The following is a 20,590-nucleotide window of genomic DNA, read 5'->3' as shown; positions in this document are numbered from 1 at the left end:
CCGCCGCCGCGCGGCTGGACCGCGCGGCGCTGGCGGCCGGCGGCGCCGTGACCCGGGCGCTCGCCCGCGCGGCGCTGGCCGACTGGACCGGTTTCGAACCGCTCGATGACGTTTCCATGGAACCCATCGAGCCGGCCTCCCTGTCGACGCCGGCCTTGCTGTAGTCTCGCACCATGGACGCCACCGACGCACCCCCCGCCTCCACCCCCGCCTCCACCCTGGCCGAGCTTCCCCGCCCGGCCATCGCGATGAACGCGCCGGAGCGGTTCATCAACCGCGAGCTGTCCTGGCTGGACTTCAACCAGCGCGTGCTGGAGGAGGCGGCCAACCCGCACCACCCGCTGCTGGAGCGGCTGCGCTTCGTCGCCATCTCCGCCTCCAACCTGGACGAGTTCTACTCGGTGCGCGTGGCCGGGCTGGTGGGGCAGGAGCGGGCGGGCATCATCCCCTCCTCGCCGGACGGGCTGACGCCGGGGCAGCAGCTCACCGCCATCCACGCCCGCGCCGCGGCGCTGATCGAGGAGCAGCAGGCGGGCTGGCGCAGCCTGCGGCAGCAGGCGCGCGAGGCGGGCGTCTCGGTCTGCGCCGTGGAGGAGCTGTCGGAGGCCGACCGGGGCTGGCTCGAGACCTGGTTCCTCGAGCGCGTCTTCCCGGTGCTGACGCCGCTGGCGGTCGATCCGGCGCATCCCTTCCCCTTCATCAGCAACCTGGCGCTGTGCATGGTCTTCAAGCTGGTGCGGGAGGAGGATGGCGGCACCATGCGCGCGCTGCTGCCGCTGCCCAGCCAGGTGGAGCGCTTCATCCGCCTCCCCGCCGCCGAGGACGCGCCGCAGATCACCCCCGGCACCGGCCCGATCCGCTTCGTGCTGCTGGAGGACGTGGTCACCCTGTTCCTGCCGCGCCTGTTCCCCGGCTTCATCAACGCCGAGCAGGGGCTGTTCCGCCTGATCCGCGACACCGACGTGGAGTTCGAGGAGGAGGCGGAGGACCTCGTCCGCTCCTACGAGAGCGCGCTGAAGCGGCGCCGGCGCGGCCGCGCCATCCAGCTCTCGGTCGATGCCCGCATGGCCGCCGACCTGGTGGACTTCGTGGTGGAGGAGCTGGACGCGCCGCGCGCCGAGATCTTCGTGGTCGATGGCCTGCTGGGGCTGGCGGACCTCAAGCAGCTCATCGTCGACGACCGGCCGGACCTGCTCTTCACCCCCTACACGCCGCGCTTCCCCGAGCGCATCCTCGATTTCGGCGGCGACTGCTTCGCCGCCATCCGCGCCAAGGACATCGTCGTCCACCACCCCTATGAGAGCTTCGACGTGGTGGTGCAGTTCCTGCGGCAGGCGGCGCGCGACCCCAACGTGGTGGCCATCAAGCAGACCCTCTACCGCACCAGCCGCGACAGCCCGATCGCCCGCGCGCTGATCGAGGCGGCGGAGATGGGCAAGTCCGTCACCGCCATGGTGGAGCTGAAGGCGCGCTTCGACGAGGAGCGCAACATCGCGCTCGCGCGCGAGCTGGAGGCGGCGGGCGTGCAGGTCGTCTACGGCTTCGTCGACCTCAAGATCCACTGCAAGGTGAGCCTGGTGGTGCGGCGCGAGGGCGGCACGCTGCGCTCCTACGCGCATTTCGGCACCGGCAACTACCACCCCATCACGGCGCGCATCTACACCGACCTCAGCTTCTTCACCGCCGATTCCTCGCTGACGCGCGACGCGCAGAAGCTGTTCAACTACATGACCGGCTATGCCCGCCCCGAGGCGATGGAGAAGCTGGCCTTCGCGCCGCTGACCATCCGCCCCGCCATGCTCGGGCTGATCGAGCAGGAGATCGCCTTCGCGCAGGAGGGCAAGCCCGCGCATATCTGGCTGAAGATGAACTCGCTGGTGGACAACCAGCTGATCGACGCGCTCTACCGCGCCAGCCAGGCGGGGGTGAAGGTGGATTGCGTGGTGCGCGGCATCTGCTGCCTGCGCCCCGGCGTGCCGGGCCTGTCCGACCATATCCGGGTGAAGTCCATCGTCGGGCGGTTCCTCGAGCATTCGCGCATCTACGTCTTCGGCAACGGGCACCGGCTGCCCTCGCGCCGGGCGCGGGTCTACATCGCCTCGGCCGACTGGATGGCGCGCAACATGGACTGGCGCGTGGAGACCATGGTGCCGGTGGAGAACCCCACCGTCCACGCCCAGATCGTCGACCAGATCATGGCGGTGAACCTGAAGGACACCGCCCAGTCCTGGCAGCTGCACGCCGATGGCGGCTGGCGCCGCCTGCCGCCGGGAGCGCAACCCGTCTCGGCCCATGAGTATTTCATGACCAACCCCTCGCTCTCCGGCCGGGGCAGCGCCTTGCAGCGCGCCCCCGGGCGCACCGCCACGCGCCGCCGGCAGGACCGCGTCTCCCAGGACTGATAGAGGACTTCCCCGCTTGGACCTTCCCGACCGCCATGCCGGCCTTGATCTCGCCCATCCCCCACGGGCCGGCATCGTCGACCTCGGCTCCAACTCGGTGCGCCTCGTGGTGTTCGAGGGGCGCGGGCGCAACCCGCTCGCCATTTTCAACGAGAAGGCGGTGCTCGGCCTCGGCCGCGGCCTGCAGACCACCGGCAGGCTGAACGAGGAGGCGGTGCCCCAGGCGCTGACGGTGCTGGAGCGCTACCACGCCATCGCCCGCGCCATGGGCGCCGCGCCGCTGGAGGTGCTGGCCACCGCCGCGGTGCGCGACGCCGAGAACGGCCCCGCCTTCGCCGCCGCGCTGGCGGAGCGGATGCCGGGCGTGCCCATCCGCATCCTGGAGGGGGAGGAGGAGGCCGCCTTCTCGGCCGATGGCGTGCTGCTCGGCTTCCCGCAGGCGGACGGCATCCTGGGCGATCTCGGCGGCGGCTCGCTGGAACTGGTGGAGCTGAGCCAGGGCCGCGCCGGCGCCACCGATTCGCTGCCGCTCGGCGCCATCCGCCTGGCCGACCGGGCGGGGGGCGAGGTGGCCCGCGCCCGCGCCATCGCCGAGGCCGAGCTGGCGCGGCTGCCCTGGCTGGCGCATGGCAAGGACCGCGACCTCTACCTCGTCGGCGGCGCCTGGCGGGCGCTGGCCAAGATCCACATCGCCCAGACCGCCTACCCGCTCTCCATCGTGCACCACTACGTGCTGCGGCGGGAGGAGGCGCGCGACCTCTGCGCCGTGCTGATGACCGCCACCCGCCGCACGCTGGAGCGGCTGCCCGGCGCCCCCTCCAAGCGGCTGCAGGATTTGCCCTTCGCCGCCGTGGCGCTGCGCCGGCTGCTGCGCGCCACCGGCGCGCGCCGCGTGGTGTTCAGCGCCAACGGGCTGCGCGAGGGCTGGTATGCCCGCCAGCTGCCCCCCGAGGTGCGGCGGGAGGACCCGCTGCTGGCCGCCGGCCGCGAGATGGCCGCGCGCTACGGCCGCGACACCGCGCTGCCCGCCGCCCTCTCCGCCTGGACGGCGCCGCTCTTCGCGCCCGAGACGCCGGATGCCGCGGCGCTGCGCCAGGCCGCCTGCTGGCTCTCCGACATCGGCAGCCACGACCACCCGGACTACCGCGCCGAGCAGAGCTTCCTGCGCGTGCTGCGCCAGCCCGGCATCGGGCTGGACCACCATGAGCGCGCCTTCCTCGCCCTGGTGGTGGCGCTGCGCTACGAGCCGGAACTCGACGCCAGCTGGCTCGGCACCGCCCGCATGCTGCTCGACTCCGCCACGCTGCGCCGGGCGGAGGTGCTGGGGGCGGCGCTGCGGCTGGCCTACACCCTCTCGGGCGGCACGCCGGGCCTGCTGGCCGGCGCCACCCTGGCCGTGCGGGACGGCACGCTGACCCTGCGGCTGGTGGAGGGGGGCGGCGTCTTCGCCGGCGATTCCGTGCAGCGCCGGGTGGAGGCGCTGGCCGCCACGCTGGGCCTGTCCGCCGCCGTGCAGGTGGCGCCGGCGGGCTGAGCGGCCCGCCCCCGGCGCGCCCTCCGGCGCGACGCCCGCCCTCAGGTCAGCTCTGGATCAGCTTGACCTTGCGGCCCTCGACGCCGAGGGCCAGCCGGCCGCCCTTCAGCGCCAGCGCCGCCTGGCCGAAGATCTGCCGCCGCCAGCCATGCAAAGCGGGGATCTGCGGCTCGGCCTCGGTGGCCAGCCGTTCCAGCTCGTCGGCGCTGGCGATCAGGCGGGGGGCGACATGGTGCTCCTCCGCCTTGGCGGCCAGCAGCACCTTCAGCAGCGCGATCAGCGCCGGCGAGGCGGGCGGGCCCTGGCGGGCGTCGCGCGCCGGCTCGGGCAGGGCCGATTCGGGCAGCTCGCGCGCCGTGGCCAGGGCGGCCAGCAGGCCGGCGCCGGTCTTGCCGTCGGCGAAGCCCTTGCTGATCCCCCGCGCGCGGGACAGCTCGGCCGCCGTGCTGGGGCTGGTGGCGGCGATCTCCAGCAGCGTCTCGTCCCGCACCAGGCGCTGGCGCGGGATGTTGACGCGCTGCGCCTCGCGCTCCCGCCAGGCGGCGGCGGCGCGCACGGCGGCGAGGAAGCGGCGGTTGCCGGAGCGCGGCTTGAGGCGCTCCCACGCCGTCTCGGGGTCCTGGCGGTAGGTGGCGGGGTCGGTCAGCTCCGCCATCTCCTCGGCCACCCAGGAGAGGCGGCCTTCCTCGGTCAGGCGCTCGACGAGGGCGGTGTAGACGCGGCGGAGATGGGTCACGTCGGCCGCGGCGTAGTTGATCTGGGCGGCGGAGAGGGGGCGGGCGGCCCAGTCGGAGAAGCGGTGGGCCTTGTCGATCTGCGCGCCGGCGAGCGCCCGCACCAGGCTGTCATAGCTCGCCTGGTCGCCGAAGCCGGCCACCATGGCGGCCACCTGGGTGTCGAAGAGCGGGCGAGGGGGGGCGCCGAAGCGCAGGATGCAGATCTCCACATCCTGCCGGGCGGCATGGAACACCTTGGTCACCGCGGGGTCGGCGAACAGCTCGCCCAGCGGGGCGAGGTCGAGCCCCTCCGCCTGGGCATCGATCACCGCCACCTCCTCGGCGCCGCCGAGCTGCACCACGCACAGCTCGGGCCAATAGGTCCTCTCCCGCATGAACTCGGTATCGACCGTGACGAACGGCTCGCGCCGCAGCCGGTCGCATAGCGCGGCGAGATCCTCGGTGGTCGTGATCAGGATCGGATCGGCGTCCTGCGCCTGGGTGCGTCGGCTCATCGTTGGAGTGTTCTAGCGAAGCCGGGGCAAGCCGCAAAGCCTGCCCCCCGGATGAGGCGGGCGAAGAGGCGGGGCGGAGCCGCGGAAACCGGCGCCCGGGCGGGCCAGGGATGCGCTCCGCCCTTGACATGGGGGCCTCCGGCGCCCCTTCTGCGGCCCTTTCCGTCCGAGCCTCGGGGTTTTTCACGATGCACGCCTACCGCACCCATACCTGCGGCGCGCTGCGCGCCAGCGACGCGGGGCAGACCGCCCGCCTCTCCGGCTGGGTGCACCGCAAGCGCGACCATGGCGGCCTGCTCTTCATCGACCTGCGCGACCATTACGGCCTGACGCAGTGCGTCATCCCCGCCGGCTCCGACGTGTTCGCGGCCGCCGATGCGATCCGCCCCGAGAGCGTCGTCACCGTCACCGGCGAGGTGGTGGCGCGCGAGGCGGGCACGGTGAACGACAAGCTGCCGACCGGCGCCATCGAGCTGCGCGTGAAGGCGCTCGAGGTGCAGTCCTCGGCCGAGGTGCTGCCGATCCAGGTGGCGGGCGAGCAGGAATTCCCCGAGGAGCTGCGGCTGCGCTACCGCTTCCTCGACCTGCGGCGGGAGAAGCAGCACCGCAACATCATGCTGCGCGCCGGCGTCATCGCCTCCATCCGGCGGCGGATGATCGAGCAGGGCTTCACCGAGTTCCAGACGCCGATCCTGACCGCCTCCTCCCCCGAGGGCGCGCGGGACTTCCTGGTGCCCAGCCGCAACCACCCCGGCACCTTCTACGCGCTGCCTCAGGCGCCGCAGCAGTTCAAGCAGCTGGCGATGGTGGCGGGCTTCGACCGCTACTTCCAGATCGCCCCCTGCTTCCGCGACGAGGCCAGCCGCGCCGACCGCTCCCCGGGCGAGTTCTACCAGCTCGACTTCGAGATGAGCTTCGTCACCCAGGAGGACGTCTTCGCGGCGATCGAGCCGGTGATGGAGGGCGTGTTCAACGAGTTCGGGGGGGGGCGCAAGGTGACGCCCGCGCCCTTCCCGCGCATCGCCTACGACACCGCCATGCTGGACTACGGCTCCGACAAGCCGGACCTGCGCAACCCGCTGAAGATCACCGACGTCACGGAGAGTTTCCGTGAGTCCGGCTTCGGCCTGTTCAGCAAGGTGGTGGCGGCGGGCGGCATCGTCCGCGCCATCCCGGCGCCGGGCGCGGCGGGCAACCCGCGCGGCTTCTTCGACAAGCTGAACGAATGGGCCCGCGCCGAGGGCGCTGGCGGCCTCGGCTACATCCAGTTCGCCGAGGAAGGCCCGAAGGGGCCGATCGCCAAGAACCTGGAGGCCGAGCGCGTCGAGGCGATCCGCGCCGCCTGCGGGCTGAAGGCGGGGGACGCCGTGTTCTTCGCCGCCGGCAAGCGCGACGAGACGCCGAAATTCGCCGGCAAGGTGCGGACGAAGCTCGGCGAGGAGCTGGGGCTGATCGAGCAGGGCGAGTTCCGCTTCTGCTGGATCGTCGACTTCCCGATGTACGAGCTGAACGAGGAAACGAAGCAGATTGACTTCAGCCACAATCCCTTCTCCATGCCGCAGGGGGGGCTCGAGGCGCTGAACACGATGGACCCGCTGGAGATCAAGGCCTTCCAGTACGACATCGTCTGCAACGGCATCGAGCTGTCCTCGGGCGCCATCCGCAACCACCGCCCGGACATCATGGTGCGCGCCTTCGAGATCGCCGGCTACACGGCGCAGGATGTCGAGGCGCGGTTCGGCGGCATGTTGAACGCCTTCCGCTACGGCGCGCCGCCGCATGGCGGCTCCGCCCCCGGCATCGACCGCATGGTGATGCTGCTGGCGGACGAGCCGAACATCCGCGAGGTCATCCTGTTCCCGCTGAACCAGCAGGGGCAGGACCTGATGATGGGCGCGCCCGCGGCGGTGGAGCCGGCGCGGCTTAAAGAACTCTCCATCAAGCTCGATCTGCCGCCCGCCAAGGGTGCGGCCGGACCCAAGGCTTCCTAACTCTGCCGGACGGGCGCGCGGGGCGGGGGTTCCGCCCCGCGCGCTACGGGCCACAACCCGGCCCGGACCCCGAGAAGGATTACCCGATGCGCCTGCGCGATTTCCTGGCCGGACCCCGATCCCTCCCCGCCCTGGCCCTGCTGGCGGCCCTGGGTGCCGCAGGGCCGTCCGGGCCGGGCGCCGCCCAGGCGCCCGCCGCGCCCGCCCGGCCCGAGGCCGCCAGGCCGGAGCCCGGCAAGGCCGTGCTGGAGATGGCGCCGCACCGCGCCGCCTACCGCCTGACTCTGGACCGCGCCCGCCAGGGCAGCGAGGTGATCCAGGCCGAGGGCGCCATGCTGTTCGAGGTGATGGATGCCTGCGACGGCTGGACCACCCGCCAGCGCCTGCAGCTCGTGGTGGCCGACCGCGCCGGGCAGACAGTGGAGACCGCCTCCGACTACTCCACCTGGGAGAGCAAGGACGGCCGGCGCCTGCGCTTCACCCTGACCCAGACCGCCCAGGGCGCCGTGACCCAGCGCATCAGCGGCGAGGCGGAACTGGAGCCCGGCGGCAAGGGCGGCACCGTGACCTACGAGGCGCCCAGCGCCAGCCAGGCGAGCCTGCCGCCCGGCACGCTGCTGCCCATGGCGCACACCATCCGCACGCTGGAGATGGCGCGCGCCGGCCAGCGCATGCTGGTGACGCCGCTCTTCGACGGCACCAGCGAGGAAGGCGCGCAGGACAGCACCACGCTGCTCTCCGCCTGGACGCCCGCTCCCGCCGAGCCGCGCTTCCCGCTGATGGCGGGGCAGGCCAGCGCGCGGATGCGCATCGCCTTCTTCGGCAAGGATGCGGCGGCCGGCGCCAGCGCCCCGGAATACGAGGTGGGGCTGCGCTACTACGCCAATGGCGTGGCCGACGAGATGAAGATGGATTTCGGCGACTTCGCCGTGGACGCCGCCATGCAGAGCCTGGAGCCGCTGCCGGGGCATTGCTGAAGATTAAGGGGCCGAGAAAGCCGGAACGGCCGGGGGAAGGAATTCCCCCGGCCTTTTTCTTGGGTCGGTGCCTCAGCGGTACATCAGCGTGGGCAGCCACATCGAGAGCGGCTCCCAGAAGGTCACCAGGCCCAGGCAGAAGAACAGCGGGATCAGGAAGGGCGCCGTCGCCCGCGTCGTCTGCTCGAAGCTGAGGCCCGAGACGCGGGCCAGGATGAACAGCACCATCCCCACCGGCGGCGTCAGCAGCCCGATCATCAGGTTCAGCACCATGATGATGCCGAAATGCACCGGGTCCACGCCGATCTGCGTCATCAGCGGCAGCAGCACCGGCACCAGGATGGTGATGGCGGCGATGGTCTCCAGGAAGCAGCCGATGAACAGCAGGAAGACGTTCACCAGCAGCAGCACCAGCCACTTTTCCCGGGTGATGGAGAGGACGAACTCCGCCACGCCGTCGGTGATCCGGGTGGTGGTGACCAGCCAGCCGAAGATGCTGGCGCCGGCCACGATCAGCAGCACCACCGCCGTGGTCTCCACCGTCTCCATGCTGACGCGCAGGAAGGCCTTCCAGCTCAGCGTGCGGTAGACCACCGTGCCGAGGAACAGCGCGTAGAAGGTGGCGGCGATGGCGGCCTCGGTGGGGGTGAAGGCGCCGGTGGTCATGCCGCCCACCAGCAGCACCGGCGTCATCAGCGGCAGGAAGGCGCGCCTGAAGCTGTGGCCGAGGCGGGGGAGGGAGAAGGCGGCGTCGCGCGGGAAGTTCTTGCGCCGCGCCTCCACCGCCACCCACACCATCAGCACCAGCGCCATGAACAGGCCCGGAATCAGCCCGGCGGCGAAGAGCTGGCCGATCGAGGCGTTGGCCATGACGCCGAAGATCACCATCGGCAGGCTGGGCGGGATGATCGGCCCGATGGTGGAGGAGGCGCCGGTGAGGCCGACGGCGAAGGGCAGGGGGTATTTGTGGTCCTGCATCGCCTTGATCTCGATGTTGCCGATGCCGCCCGCATCGGCCACCGCCGTGCCGGACATGCCGGCGAAGATGACGCTGCCCACCACGTTCACCTGGCCGAGCCCGCCGCGCGCCCAGCCCACCAGCGCCACCGCGAAGCCGTAGATGCGCTCGGTGATGCCGGCCGAGTTCATCAGGCTGCCGGCCATGATGAAGAAGGGGATGGCGAGCAGGGGGAAGCTTTCCACCCCGCTGGCCATGCGGTGCAGCACCACCAGCGGCGGCAGCGCGCCCTCGGCCCAGACATAGGCCAGGGAGGCGCCGCCCAGCGCCACCGCCACCGGCACGCCGACCAGCAGCAGCCCGCAGAAGGAGAGGAAGAGGAGGGCCGTCACAGCTTCACCGCCGCGAGAGAGGGATCGGGCGCGTGCTCCGGCTCGCCGGCACGGAAGCGGGCGAGGGCGTGCAGCGCGGTGCGCAGCGTGGTCAGCACCAGCCCGCCCAGGATGCCGTAATAGACATAGGCCAGCGGCACCTCGATGGCGACCATGGGCTGGAACAGCATGGCCTCCGCCACCTGCCAGCACAGCACGCAGCAGAGCGCGAAGAAGCCGGCCGCCACCAGGGCCACCGCCAGCCGCGCCCAGCGCCGCGCCGCCGCCGGCAGCGCGTCGAGCAGGAACTCCACCGCGATATGGCTGCCCCGCCGCGCCGCCAGCGCGCTGCCCCAGAAGGTGAGGACCATCAGCATGTAGCTGGCGATCTCCTCGGTCCAGGCGAGGCTGTCGTTCAGGATGTAGCGGGTGAAGAACTGCAGGAACACGATGCCGGACATGGCCCAGAACAGGGCGAAGCCGGCCCAGTCCTCCGGCGCCATGGCGAAGCCCGGCTCCGGCTGCGCGGCCTCCTCGGCCGCCAGCTCGGCGAACAATGCGCCGGCATCCATGCCGGCCGTGGTGGTGTCGCGCACCATCCCCTCCCTTTCGTTGCCGCCACGATATCGCGGCGGCCCGGGCGCGCGGAAGGGGGGTTGTCGTATCACCCGAGAAGAAGATGGGTCGGCAGCCTGGCGGCGGGCGCGCCCGCCGCCAGGCGCCTCAATGCCGGCGCCTCAGTGGGTGTCGAACAGCTGCATGATCTCGGCCGGGTCCTGCGTCACGGTCAGGGCCAGGGCGAGCAGGATGCGCGCCTTCTGCGGCGTCAGGTTGTCGGCGGCGAGCAGGCCCTGCCGCGTCATCCGCTCGCCGCGCACCACCCGGCCGCTGCCGACGCGGGTGGATTGCACCACCACGACGCCTGCCTCCACCGCCTCGGCCAGCGCATCCGCCTCGGCCGGGGTGGGGGCGCCGGGGGCGAAGCCGGCGCTGACGATGCCGCGCGCCCCGGCGGCGACGAAGGCGCGGATCGCCGTGGCGTCGGCATCGGCGTGGGAATAGGCGATGTCCACGCGCGGCAGGGCGTCGATGGCGCGGAGGTCGAAGGCGGTGTCGGGCATCACGCGGCGCAGCGGGCGGCGGTAGAACACCACCCGGTCGGCATCCGCCTGGCCGAGCACGCCGAAATCCGGGGTGCGGAAGGTCTGCATCCGCCAGGTGGCGGTCTTGCTGACCTCGCGCGCGGCGTGGATCTCGTCGTTGAGCAGCAGCAGCACGCCCATGCCGCGCGCCTCCGGGCTGGCGGCCACGCGCACCGCGTTCAGCAGGTTCATCGGCATGTCGGAGGAGAGGCCGGAGGCGGGGCGCTGGGCGCCCACCATCACCACCGGCAGGTCGAGCTTCAGGCCGAGGTTCAGCGCATAGGCGGTCTCCTCCATGGTGGAGGTGCCGTGGCCGATGACGATGCCGGCGAGGTTCGGGATCTCCGCCACCGCGCGGTGGCATTCCGCGGCGATGGCCTTCCAGTCGCGGAAGCCGATGCGGCTGGAGATGACGGCGCTGTAGGGGCGCGGGAGGACCTCCGCCACCCGCGCCAGCTCCGGCACGCGGGCGAGGATGGCGGCGGCGTCCATCACCAGGCCGTGGCGGCCGTAATCCTGGATGTCCAGCGCATCCTGGCCGAGCGAGGCCATGGTGCCGCCGGTGCCGATGAAGGCGATACGGGGCAGGGCGGGCGAATCGGGCATCGGGCGCGGGCTCCTGTGGCAAGGCGTCCGCGCCGCTTTAGACCATCCGCCGCCTGCCCGGAATCAGGTGGCGGGCAGGCCGCCGGCGGAATGGCCGGGCGATTTCCAGGGCAGGCTGTCCAGCCGGGTGACGACCAGCGTGCCGAAGCTGGCCGATTCCGGCACCTGCCGCAGCAGCCGCACCGGCTCGCCATGCTGGAAGACCAGCAGGGCGACCTCGCCTTCCGGCGCATCCTCCTCCGCCAAGGCGGGGCCGATCTCCAGCACCATGCGGCCCTTCAGCGCATCACGCGGGGTGGTGGCGTGGCGCAGGCGCCAGGGTCCGGCCTGCACCGCGTCATCCTCCCCGGTGAATGCGCCGAGGGCTTGCCGCCAGAGGGGCGGCGGCGGCAGGAGGCGCAGCAACCGCCGCGCATCCTCGGCGGGGAAGACATCGTCCGCCTCGTGGATGATCCGGTCCACGAGGTCGGCGATGAGCATGCGGTCGGTGACGTTGGGGGGGAACGTCATGGTCTTGCTGCTCCTGGCCTGCTGAGACCGGTGCATTCTGGCAACAGAAAAGCTATTTTTCCATGAATTCCAGTCCAGAAGTTGAGAGGATTCTGTTGTTCTGTCCGTCGCCCGGGTGTGGAAGGCGGGCCGGGTGGCCGGGGCCGGCCAGGCGCGCCCAGCGCAGCGTCATCAGCACGGCGACGATGCCCAGCCCGCTGGCCAGCCCGATCCAGACGCCGAGCGGCCCGAAGCCGCCCGGAAAGCCGAGGCCGAGGCCGATCGGCAGGCCCAGCCCCCAGTAGCCCAGCGCGGCGATCTGCATCGGCACGCGCGTGTCCTTCAGCCCGCGCAGCGCGCCGGCGGCCACCGCCTGCACCCCGTCGGCCAGCTGGAACACCCCGGCCACCATCAGCAGGGTGGTGGCGAGGCCCCGCGTCTCGGCCAGCTCCGGCGCCAGGAACAGCCCGGCGATGGCGTGCGGCACGCTCAGCAGCAGCGCCGCCGCCAGCAGCATGAAGCCGGCGCCGAGGCTGATGGCCGCCCAGCCCGCGCGCCGGGCGCCCGCCGCGTCCAGCGCGCCGGCCGCCAGCCCCACCCGCGCGGTGGCCGCCTGGCCGATGCCCATGGGCACCATGAAGCTCGCCCCCGCCACCTGCAGCGCCACCGCGTGCGCCGCCACGGCGCCGGGGCCGAACCAGCCCATCACCAGGGCGGTGGCGCTGAAGATGCCGATCTCCAGCAGCATCGATGCGGCGATGGGGGTGCCGATGACGATGATCTCGCGCATCCGCCGCCAGTCGGCCCGCCAGAAGCGGCCGGCCAGGCGGAAGCGCGAGAGCCGCCGGTCCAGCGACACCCACAGCGCCAGCGCCGCGAACATGCTGGCATTGGCCACGGCGCTGGCGATGCCGGCGCCCAGCACGCCGAGCGGCGGCAGGCCGAAGCCGCCCGCCACCAGCGCGTAGTCCAGCACCACGTTCAGCCCGATGGCGCCCATCGAGACGCAGAGCGCCGGCCAGGGCCGTTCCAGCGCCGCCAGGAAGCCGCGCAGCAGCAGGAAGCCGTAGAAGGGCAGCATCCCCCACAGCAGGGCGCGGTTGTAGGTCTGCGCCGCCTCGGCCAGCGCCGGGTCCTGGCCGGTGGCGCGCAGGATGGCCCCCGTGTGCCACAGCCCGAGCCCCAGCACGGCGAAGAGCGGCAGGATCAGCCAGGCGCCCTGGCGCATGGTGCGGCGCATCTCGCGCATGTGGTGGCGCACCCGGCCACGCTCCTGCGCCAGCATGGCGGCAGTGGCGAAGGCCAGGCCGAAGGGCAGCGCCATGGCGATGAAATAGAGGTTGCCGCCCAGCGTGGCGGCGGCCAGCGGCAGCTCGCCCAGCCGGCCGAGGAACAGCGTGTCGGTCAGCACCAGCGCGATCTGGGACAGGTTGGTCAGGGCCAGCGGCCAGGCGAGCGCCAGCATGGCGCCCAGCTCCCGCGCCCATCCCGCGCGCGGCAGCGGCCCTTTCGGATTCTCTCGCATGATGCCGCGCCCTTTAGCGCAGGATGCGCGCCCTGGCTCGCGACGATCCCGTGTTGGCGGCGCCCGCCGCCCGCCGCCTGCCCCGAAGACCGCCCTGAAGCCCCCCCTGAAGCCCGGGGCGTCCTGGCGCGTTAGCCCCCCGACAGGCGCCCGCCCCCGGGCAGGCGCGAACGAGGAAAGGCGCTCCCATGACCGACAGCCCGCTGCTGACCGAGGCGTTCATCCGCCAGGCCGGGGAGACGCTCACCACCGAGGGCTTCCTCACCGACCGGCACGACTTCGTGCCACCCGGCGAATCCGTGGCCGGGCGCTGCGGCGCGGTCCAGGCGGCGCTGGAGAAGGCCGGCCATGCCGTGACGCTGGACGAGGTGCCGATCAAGCACATGTCCCAGGGCACGCTGGTCTGCCTCTACAACACCGGGATCTTCCCGCGGAAGGCGGAGGCCTACCAGGCCATCCACACCTGGCTAGACATGCGCTTCGAGCAGTCCTGACGCGCGGGGCGGCGCGGAGGGGGCTTTCGCGGGCGGGGACAGCCATGCGCCGCGGTAGCAGGACAGGCGGGCGGCGGCGGGCCAGGATGCGGCTTCTCCCGCCTGCCGCCTCCGGAGCCTGATTCCCGCATGTCCCTCCCCGCCGCCGGCGCGCCCGCCTGGCTGACCTCGCTGCTGGCCCTCGCCTGCGGGCTGATCGTCGCCAACATCTACTACGCCCAGCCGCTGATCGGGCCGATCGCCGCCGAGCTCGGCCTCAGCCCCGGCGCGGCGGGGCTGATCGTGACGATGACGCAGATCGGCTACGGCGCCGGGCTGCTGCTGGTGGTGCCGGTGGCGGACCTGCTGGAGAACCGGCGCCTCGCCCTCGCGGTGATGGGGCTGGGGGCGCTGGGGCTGGCGGGGGCGGCTATGGCCGGGCAGCCGGCGGCGTTCCTGGCCGCCTCCCTGGTCATCGGCCTCGGCTCGGTGTCGGTGCAGATCCTGGTGCCCTATGCCGCGCATCTGGCGCCCGAGCGCAAGCGCGGCCAGGTGGTAGGCAACGTGATGAGCGGGCTGCTGCTCGGCATCATGCTGGCGCGCCCGGTGGCCAGCCTGGTGGCGGACTGGCTGTCCTGGCGCGCCGTCTTCGCCCTCTCGGCGGGGCTGATGCTGGCGCTCGGCTTGGTGCTGCGGCTGGCCATGCCGCCGCGCCACCCCCGGGAGCCGGGCGCGGCGCCGGGGCTGCGCTACGGCACGCTGCTGCGCTCGATGGGCCGGCTGGCGCTCGGCAGCCCGACGCTGCGCCGCCGCGCCCTCTACCAGGCCTCGCTGTTCTCCGCCTTCAGCCTGTTCTGGACGGTGGTGCCGCTGCTGCTGGCGGGGCCGGAGTACCGCTTCTCGCAATCGGGCATCGCGCTGTTCGCGCTGGCCGGGGTGGCGGGGGCGGTGGCGGCGCCGATCGCGGGGCGGGTGGCGGACCGAGGCTGGGTGCGCCCGGCCACGGGGCTGGCCATGCTGGCGGTCGCGCTCTCCTTCCCGCTGACGCACCTGGCCGCGCCGGGCGGAGGCACGGGCCTCGGCCTGCTGCTGGCGGCGGCGGTGCTGCTGGATTTCGGCGTCTCGGCCAATGTGGTGCTGGGGCAACGCGTCATCTTCGCCCTCGGCGCGGAATACCGGGCGCGGCTGAACGGGCTCTACATGGCCACCTTCTTCCTGGGCGGCGCCCTCGGCTCGGCGCTGGGCGGCTGGAGCTACGCCGCGGGCGGCTGGCCGCTCGCCAGCGGCATCGGCCTCGCCCTGCCGGCGCTGGGGCTGCTCTACTACGCCACCGAGCGGCGCGGCACCCCGGCCGCCGGCTGAGGGGGCATTCCCGAAGCCGCGCGATCTGCTCTAGGCTGCGGCGAATCCAGGACCCGCGAACCGGCGGGCCGCTTCGGGAGAACGCCATGCAACGCCGTGCGCTGCTCGCCGCCCCGCTCCTCGCGCCGCCGCTGCTCGGCCTCGCCGCCGCGCCCGCCGCGGCGCAGCCCGCGGGCGTGGCGATGGACGAGATGCTGATTCCCGGCGGCGATCCGGGCATCCAGCTCTATCTCCGCAACAAGCGGCCGGAGGCGGCCACGCCGGCGCGGCCCGACCGCACCATCCTCTGCGTGCACGGCGCCACCTACCCGGCCAGCACCACCTTCGACCTGGCGGTGGGCGGCGTCTCCTGGATGGACTACATGGCCGGGCGCGGCTTCGACGTCTGGTGCCTCGACCTGCGCAACTACGGCCGCTCGACGCGCGAGGCGGCGATGGGCCAGCCGCCCGAGGCCAACCCGCCGCTGACCCGCGGCGCGGTGGCGCAGAAGGACATCGCCGCCGCCGCCGCCCATATCCGCGAGCTGCGCGGCCTGCCGAAGATCATGCATCTGGGCTGGTCCTGGGGCAGCAGCCTGCAGGCGCGCTTCGCCGCCGACAACCCGGCGCTGGTGGAGCGGCTGGTGCTCTACGCGCCGCAATGGCTGCGCGAGGGGCCATCCCCCGCCGCCGCGGCCGGTGCGGCGGGGGAGGGGCCGCTCGGCGCCTACCGCAGCGTAACGCGCGCTCAGGCCCGCGCCCGCTGGATGAACGGCGTGCCGGAGGCGCAGCGCGGCCGCCTCTTCCCCGCCGGCTGGTACGAGCACTGGGCCGATTCGACCTTCGCGACCGACCCGGAGGGGATGCGGCAGGTGCCCTCCGTGCTGCGCGCGCCCAATGGCGTGCTGCAGGATTCGCGGGAGTTCTGGCAGGCCGGCAAGCCCTATTACGACCCGGCGGCGATCACCGCGCCGACCCTGGTGGTGCTGGCGGAGTGGGACCAGGACACGCCGCCCTCCATGGCCATGGCGTTGTTTCCGCTGCTGACCGCCAGCCCTGGCAAGCGGCTGGTGCTGCTCGGCGGCGGCACCCATGGCATCATGCTGGAGCGGCAGCGCGGCGCCCTGTTCCAGGCCGTGCAGGTGTTCCTGGAGGAGGCGATCGGCGGCTGATCCCGAGTTGATTTCGATTGCGGGCGCGATGCCGGTTGTGGAAGCCAACCCATGCCCCTACATAGGACGTGTCGACTGTTTGTTTTGGTTCGGCTTGCTGTCCCAGCTCGCCCATCCCGCGCTCGCGCGGGGACGTAGCGTGCCTGGTGCCCGTTCCCATTCGAAGTTGATCCGCCGTGCATGTCGCGCGGCGGCAACGCATTCTGACGGAGCACCGCGATGCCCATCGGTACCGTGAAGTGGTTCAACCCGACCAAGGGTTTTGGTTTCATTCAGCCGGAGGACGGCTCGAAGGACGTGTTCGTGCACATTTCCGATGTGCAGCGTGCCGGCCTGCAGGGCCTGCAGGAAGGCGAGCGCGTGGAGTTCGAGCTGCAGCGCGGCCGCGAGGGCAAGGTCTCTGCCGGCAACCTGAAGCAGGTCTGAGGCAGGCCGGCCCTGCCGCCGCCACGCGGCGGGGCTCCCCACGAATCGCGAGCCGGGTGCGCCGATGGCGACGCCCGGCTCGCCTCGTTTCGGGGGGCTGTGCAAGCCTCCCCTTATCCCTGTCCCAGCGAGTGAGGGCGCCCCTTCCATGGCACGCATCCCCAATTACGGCCAGCAACGGGCCGAGCGGAACCGCGCCAAGCAGGCCAAGGCCGAGGCCAAGGCGCAGCAGCGCGAGGAGGAGAAGGCCCGCCGCAAGGCCGCCATCGCCGCCGGCCTGGACCCCGACCTCGGCGAGCCGGTGACGCTCCCGCCCGAGGACGAGGACGAGGACGGCAAGGCCGGCTGATCCGGGCACGGCCGCGGCGGCTTTTTCCGGCCGCCGGCGGGCCGCCGCATTGACAGTGCCGTGCCCGGCGGCGGACCCTGCGCTCCAGTGGGAGAAGCGGGGACCGCCTCTGATGGATCAGACCAAGAAGAGCTTCAAGCTGCGCAGCCAGCGCTGGTTCGACGACCCGGAAGACCCGGGCATGACGGCGCTCTACATCGAACGCTTCCTGAATTTCGGCCTGACGCGCGGGGAGCTGCAATCGGGCAAGCCGATCATCGGCATCGCCCAGACCGGCAGCGACATCGCCCCCTGCAACCGGCACCACCTGGCGCTGGCGGAGCGGGTGAAGGCGGGCATCCGCGACGCCGGCGGCATCCCCCTCGAATTCCCGATCCACCCGATCCAGGAGACCGGCAAGCGCCCCACCGCGGCGCTGGACCGCAACCTGGCCTATCTCTCGCTCGTGGAGATCCTGCACGGCTACCCGCTGGACGGGGTGGTGCTGACCACGGGCTGCGACAAGACCACCCCCGCCTGCCTGATGGGCGCCGCCACGGTGAACATCCCCGCCATCGTGCTCTCCGGCGGGCCGATGCTGGACGGGCACTGGAAGGGCCGGCTCTCCGGCTCCGGCACCATCGTCTGGGAGGCGCGCAAGCTGCTCGCCGCCGGCGAGATCAACTATGACGGCTTCATGCAGATGGTGGCGAGCAGCGCCACCTCGGTCGGCCACTGCAACACCATGGGCACGGCGCTCTCCATGAACAGCCTGGCGGAAGCCCTGGGCATGTCGCTGCCCGGCTGCGCCTCGATCCCCGCCGCCTACCGCGAGCGCGGCCAGATGGCGCACGCCACGGGCATGCGCATTGTCGACATGGTGCGGGAGAACCTGCGGCCCAGCGACATCATGACGCGCGAGGCCTTCGAGAACACCATCGTGCTGGCCAGCGCCATCGGCGCCTCCTCCAACTGCCCGCCGCACCTCGTGGCCATCGCCCGCCACATGGGCGTGGAGCTGACGACGGAGGACTGGCAGACCGTCGGCGCCGACGTGCCCCTGCTGGTCGATTGCCAGCCCGCCGGGCGGTTCCTCGGCGAGATGTTCTACCGGGGCGGCGGCGTGCAGTCGGTGATGAAGGAGCTGGCCGATGCCGGCAAGCTCCACCTCGGCGTCAGGACGGTGACCGGCCAGACGCTGGAGGAAGACCTCAGGCGCGCGCCGCTGCCGGACCGCGAGGTGATTCGCCCCTATGCGCAGCCGCTGAAGGAGCAGGCCGGATTCGTCGTGCTCTCGGGCAATCTGTTCGAGAGCGCGGTGATGAAGGTCAGCGTCATCGACGCCGAGTTCCGCAAGCGCTTCCTCTCCGACCCGGAGGATGTGTTCGAGGGCAAGGTGATCGTCTTCGAGGGGCCGGAGGACTACCACGACCGCATCGAGGACCCCGATCTCGGCGTCGACGAGCACACCGTGCTGGTCATCCGCAACTGCGGCCCGGTGGGCTACCCGGGCAGCGCCGAGGTGGTGAACATGCAGCCCCCCGGCGCCATGATCAAGGCGGGGCTGCACAGCCTGCCCACCATGGGCGATGGGCGGCAGAGCGGGACCTCCGCCAGCCCCTCCATCCTCAACGTCTCGCCCGAGGCGGCGGTCGGTGGCGGCCTTGCGCTGATGAATTCGGGCGACCGCATCCGCATCAACCTGAAAACCCGCAAGGTGGACCTGCTGATCTCCGAGGAGGAGATGGCCGCCCGCCGCGCCGCCTGGACGCCGCCGAAGCTGCAGCACAAGACGCCGTGGGAGGAGATCTACCGCTCCATGGTCGGCCAGCTCGGCACCGGCGGCTGCCTGGAGCCGGCGACGCTCTATCTCAACATCCTCGAGACGCGCGGCGAGAGCCGCCACAACCACTGATGGCCAGCCTTTCTTCCATGGCCGGCCGTCTCGCGGGGCTGCACTGCTTCGTCACCGCGGCGGGGCAGGGCATCGGGCGCGCCACGGCGCTGGCCTATGCCGCCGAGGGCGCCACGGTGGTGGCCACCGACCGCGACGCGGCGAAGCTCGCCGACCTCGCGCGCCCGGGGATCACCGTGCAGGCGCTCGACGTGCTGGACGACGCGGCGGTGAAATCCACCATCGCCGCGCACGGGCCGTTCGACGTGGTGTTCAACTGCGCCGGCTTCGTCCACCAGAACGACGTGCTGAGCTGCACCGATGCCGAGTGGGACTTCGCCTTCGCGCTGAACGTGCGGTCTCAATGGAAGGTGATCCAGGCGGCGCTGCCGGGCATGCTGGGGCAGGGGGGCGGCGCCATCGTCAACATGGCCTCGGCCGCCGGCTCGGTGAAGGGCGTCGCCAACCGCTTCGTCTATGGCGCCACCAAGGCCGCCGTGGTCGGCATGACCAAGAGCGTGGCGGCGGACTACGTGGCCAAGGGCATACGCTGCAACTGCGTCTGCCCCGGCACGGTCGACACCCCCTCGCTGGGCGAGCGGATCGCGGCCAACGCGCAGGCGGCGGGCGGGCTGGAGGCGGCGCGCGCCGCCTTCGTCGGCCGCCAGGCGATGGGGCGGCTGTCCACGCCGGAGGAGATCGCGGCCCTGGTGGTCTATCTCTCCGCGCCGGAATCGGCTTTCGTCACCGCGCAGGCCATCGTCATCGATGGCGGCTGGACCAACTGAGCTTAGGGGAACGCTGAACGATGAAGCTGCTGCGCTACGGCCCGCCGGGCCAGGAAAAGCCGGGCCTGCTGGACGCCGATGGCCAGATCCGCGATCTCTCCGGCGTGGTGCCGGACCTGGCGGGAGAGGTTCTCTCCGACGAGGGGCTGGCGCGCCTCGCCGCGCTCGACCCCACCACCCTGCCGATGGTGGGCGGCGATCCGCGCCTTGGCCCGCCGGTGGCGGGAATGAAGAACTTCGTCTGCATCGGCCTCAACTATGCCGACCACGCGGCGGAGACGGGCGCGGCCATCCCGAAGGAGCCGATCGTCTTCCTCAAGTCGCTCGGCGCGCTGCAGGGGCCGAACGATGACGTGGAGATCGCGCCGGACAGCGTGAAGACCGACTGGGAGGTGGAGCTGGCCGTCATCATCGGCACCCGCGCCAAGCGCGTCTCCGAGGCCGACGCGATGGCGCATGTGGCGGGCTATGCCGTGTGCAACGACGTCTCGGAGCGCGAGTGGCAGGCCGAGCGCGGCGGCACCTGGGACAAGGGCAAGGGCCACGACACCTTCGGCCCCCTCGGTCCCTGGCTGGTGACCAGGGACGAGGTGCCGGACCCGCAGAACCTCTCCATGTTCTGCGAGGTGGATGGGCACCGCTACCAGGACGGCTCGACGCGCACGATGATCTTCGGCGTGGAGAAGCTGGTCTCCTATGTCTCCCACTTCATCACCCTGCATCCGGGCGATGTGATCTCGACCGGCACGCCGCCGGGCGTGGGGCTGGGGCAGAAGCCGCCGGTGTACCTGAAGGTGGGGCAGACCATCCGCCTCGGCATCCAGGGGCTGGGCGAGCAGACGCAGAAGACGGTGCAGGGTTGAAGCAGGCGCCGGGAGAAGGCGCCATCGAGCCTCTCCCGGCATCACGATGAGTACCAAGGCTGCGGGAATATTGTCAGTC

At 72.1% G+C, this 20,590-nt stretch carries 18 protein-coding genes; 12 read left to right on the top strand and 6 right to left on the bottom strand.

Annotated elements, in window-relative coordinates:
* Positions 1 to 173 precede the first annotated feature (173 nt).
* Both ACFOY6_RS14845 and ACFOY6_RS14840 read left to right on the top strand, forming a co-directional pair.
* Positions 174 to 2,402, top strand: coding sequence for an RNA degradosome polyphosphate kinase (locus tag ACFOY6_RS14845; RefSeq protein ID WP_379651544.1), 2,229 nt, complete (start codon positions 174 to 176; stop codon positions 2,400 to 2,402).
* Between the two features lie 16 nt (positions 2,403 to 2,418).
* Positions 2,419 to 3,936, top strand: a complete 1,518-nt coding sequence (locus ACFOY6_RS14840; RefSeq protein WP_379651542.1) for a Ppx/GppA phosphatase family protein — start codon at positions 2,419 to 2,421, stop codon at positions 3,934 to 3,936.
* Between the two features lie 46 nt (positions 3,937 to 3,982).
* Here ACFOY6_RS14840 and rnd read toward each other — a convergent pair whose 3' ends face one another.
* The gene (gene rnd, locus ACFOY6_RS14835; RefSeq protein WP_109516563.1) at positions 3,983 to 5,167 is read right to left on the bottom strand and encodes a ribonuclease D; all 1,185 of its coding nucleotides are present in this window, start codon (positions 5,165 to 5,167) and stop codon (positions 3,983 to 3,985) included.
* A 188-nt stretch (positions 5,168 to 5,355) separates the two neighbouring features.
* Between rnd and aspS the strand changes: the two genes are divergently transcribed.
* Positions 5,356 to 7,158 (top strand): aspartate--tRNA ligase, encoded by a 1,803-nt coding sequence (aspS, locus tag ACFOY6_RS14830; RefSeq protein WP_379651540.1) that lies wholly within the window; start codon positions 5,356 to 5,358, stop codon positions 7,156 to 7,158.
* A gap of 86 nt (positions 7,159 to 7,244) precedes the next feature.
* Complete coding sequence (locus ACFOY6_RS14825) at positions 7,245 to 8,135, top strand: EipB family protein (RefSeq protein ID WP_379651538.1); 891 nt, start codon at positions 7,245 to 7,247, stop codon at positions 8,133 to 8,135.
* 72 nt (positions 8,136 to 8,207) lie between these two features.
* On the opposite strand, the gene ACFOY6_RS14820 is transcribed toward ACFOY6_RS14825, so the two are convergent.
* The 5 genes from ACFOY6_RS14820 to ACFOY6_RS14800 all read right to left on the bottom strand — a co-directional run bounded on the left by ACFOY6_RS14820 (position 8,208) and on the right by ACFOY6_RS14800 (position 13,226).
* Complete coding sequence (locus ACFOY6_RS14820) at positions 8,208 to 9,485, bottom strand: TRAP transporter large permease (RefSeq protein ID WP_109516566.1); 1,278 nt, start codon at positions 9,483 to 9,485, stop codon at positions 8,208 to 8,210.
* Entirely contained in the window at positions 9,482 to 10,060 is a 579-nt protein-coding gene (locus ACFOY6_RS14815; protein WP_181378065.1) for a TRAP transporter small permease, read from the bottom strand. The genes ACFOY6_RS14820 and ACFOY6_RS14815 overlap by 4 nt, the downstream gene beginning before the upstream one ends.
* Before the next feature lie 141 nt (positions 10,061 to 10,201).
* Positions 10,202 to 11,212, bottom strand: a complete 1,011-nt coding sequence (locus tag ACFOY6_RS14810; protein WP_379651535.1) for an asparaginase — start codon at positions 11,210 to 11,212, stop codon at positions 10,202 to 10,204.
* Between the two features lie 63 nt (positions 11,213 to 11,275).
* Complete coding sequence (locus tag ACFOY6_RS14805; protein ID WP_109516569.1) at positions 11,276 to 11,722, bottom strand: hypothetical protein; 447 nt, start codon at positions 11,720 to 11,722, stop codon at positions 11,276 to 11,278.
* Between the two features lie 52 nt (positions 11,723 to 11,774).
* The gene (locus tag ACFOY6_RS14800; protein ID WP_379651533.1) at positions 11,775 to 13,226 is read right to left on the bottom strand and encodes an MATE family efflux transporter; all 1,452 of its coding nucleotides are present in this window, start codon (positions 13,224 to 13,226) and stop codon (positions 11,775 to 11,777) included.
* 188 nt (positions 13,227 to 13,414) lie between these two features.
* Here ACFOY6_RS14800 and ACFOY6_RS14795 point away from each other — a divergent pair, with 188 nt between their 5' ends.
* From ACFOY6_RS14795 to ACFOY6_RS14760, 8 genes are all read left to right on the top strand, one after another.
* Positions 13,415 to 13,720 (top strand): hypothetical protein, encoded by a 306-nt coding sequence (locus ACFOY6_RS14795; protein WP_109516571.1) that lies wholly within the window; start codon positions 13,415 to 13,417, stop codon positions 13,718 to 13,720.
* 129 nt (positions 13,721 to 13,849) lie between these two features.
* The gene (locus ACFOY6_RS14790; protein WP_379651531.1) at positions 13,850 to 15,061 is read left to right on the top strand and encodes an MFS transporter; all 1,212 of its coding nucleotides are present in this window, start codon (positions 13,850 to 13,852) and stop codon (positions 15,059 to 15,061) included.
* A gap of 86 nt (positions 15,062 to 15,147) precedes the next feature.
* Entirely contained in the window at positions 15,148 to 16,212 is a 1,065-nt protein-coding gene (locus ACFOY6_RS14785) for an alpha/beta hydrolase (RefSeq protein ID WP_379651529.1), read from the top strand.
* Positions 16,213 to 16,431: 219 nt separating this feature from the next.
* Complete coding sequence (locus ACFOY6_RS14780; RefSeq protein WP_109516574.1) at positions 16,432 to 16,638, top strand: cold-shock protein; 207 nt, start codon at positions 16,432 to 16,434, stop codon at positions 16,636 to 16,638.
* Between the two features lie 148 nt (positions 16,639 to 16,786).
* A complete protein-coding gene (locus ACFOY6_RS14775) occupies positions 16,787 to 16,987 on the top strand; it encodes a hypothetical protein (protein WP_109516575.1) in 201 nt (66 codons plus the stop codon).
* 112 nt (positions 16,988 to 17,099) lie between these two features.
* Positions 17,100 to 18,881 carry an IlvD/Edd family dehydratase gene (locus ACFOY6_RS14770; protein WP_109516576.1) on the top strand — a complete coding sequence of 594 codons (1,782 nt, stop codon included), beginning with the start codon at positions 17,100 to 17,102 and terminating at the stop codon, positions 18,879 to 18,881.
* 17 nt (positions 18,882 to 18,898) lie between these two features.
* Entirely contained in the window at positions 18,899 to 19,648 is a 750-nt protein-coding gene (locus ACFOY6_RS14765) for an SDR family oxidoreductase (RefSeq protein WP_109516577.1), read from the top strand.
* Between the two features lie 20 nt (positions 19,649 to 19,668).
* Positions 19,669 to 20,511, top strand: coding sequence for a fumarylacetoacetate hydrolase family protein (locus tag ACFOY6_RS14760; protein ID WP_109516578.1), 843 nt, complete (start codon positions 19,669 to 19,671; stop codon positions 20,509 to 20,511).
* Positions 20,512 to 20,590: the final 79 nt, after the last annotated feature.

Source organism: Teichococcus aestuarii (genome assembly GCF_042651065.1).
GTDB lineage: Bacteria > Pseudomonadota > Alphaproteobacteria > Acetobacterales > Acetobacteraceae > Pseudoroseomonas > Pseudoroseomonas aestuarii.
This window is presented reverse-complemented; position numbering and strand designations above follow the sequence as displayed.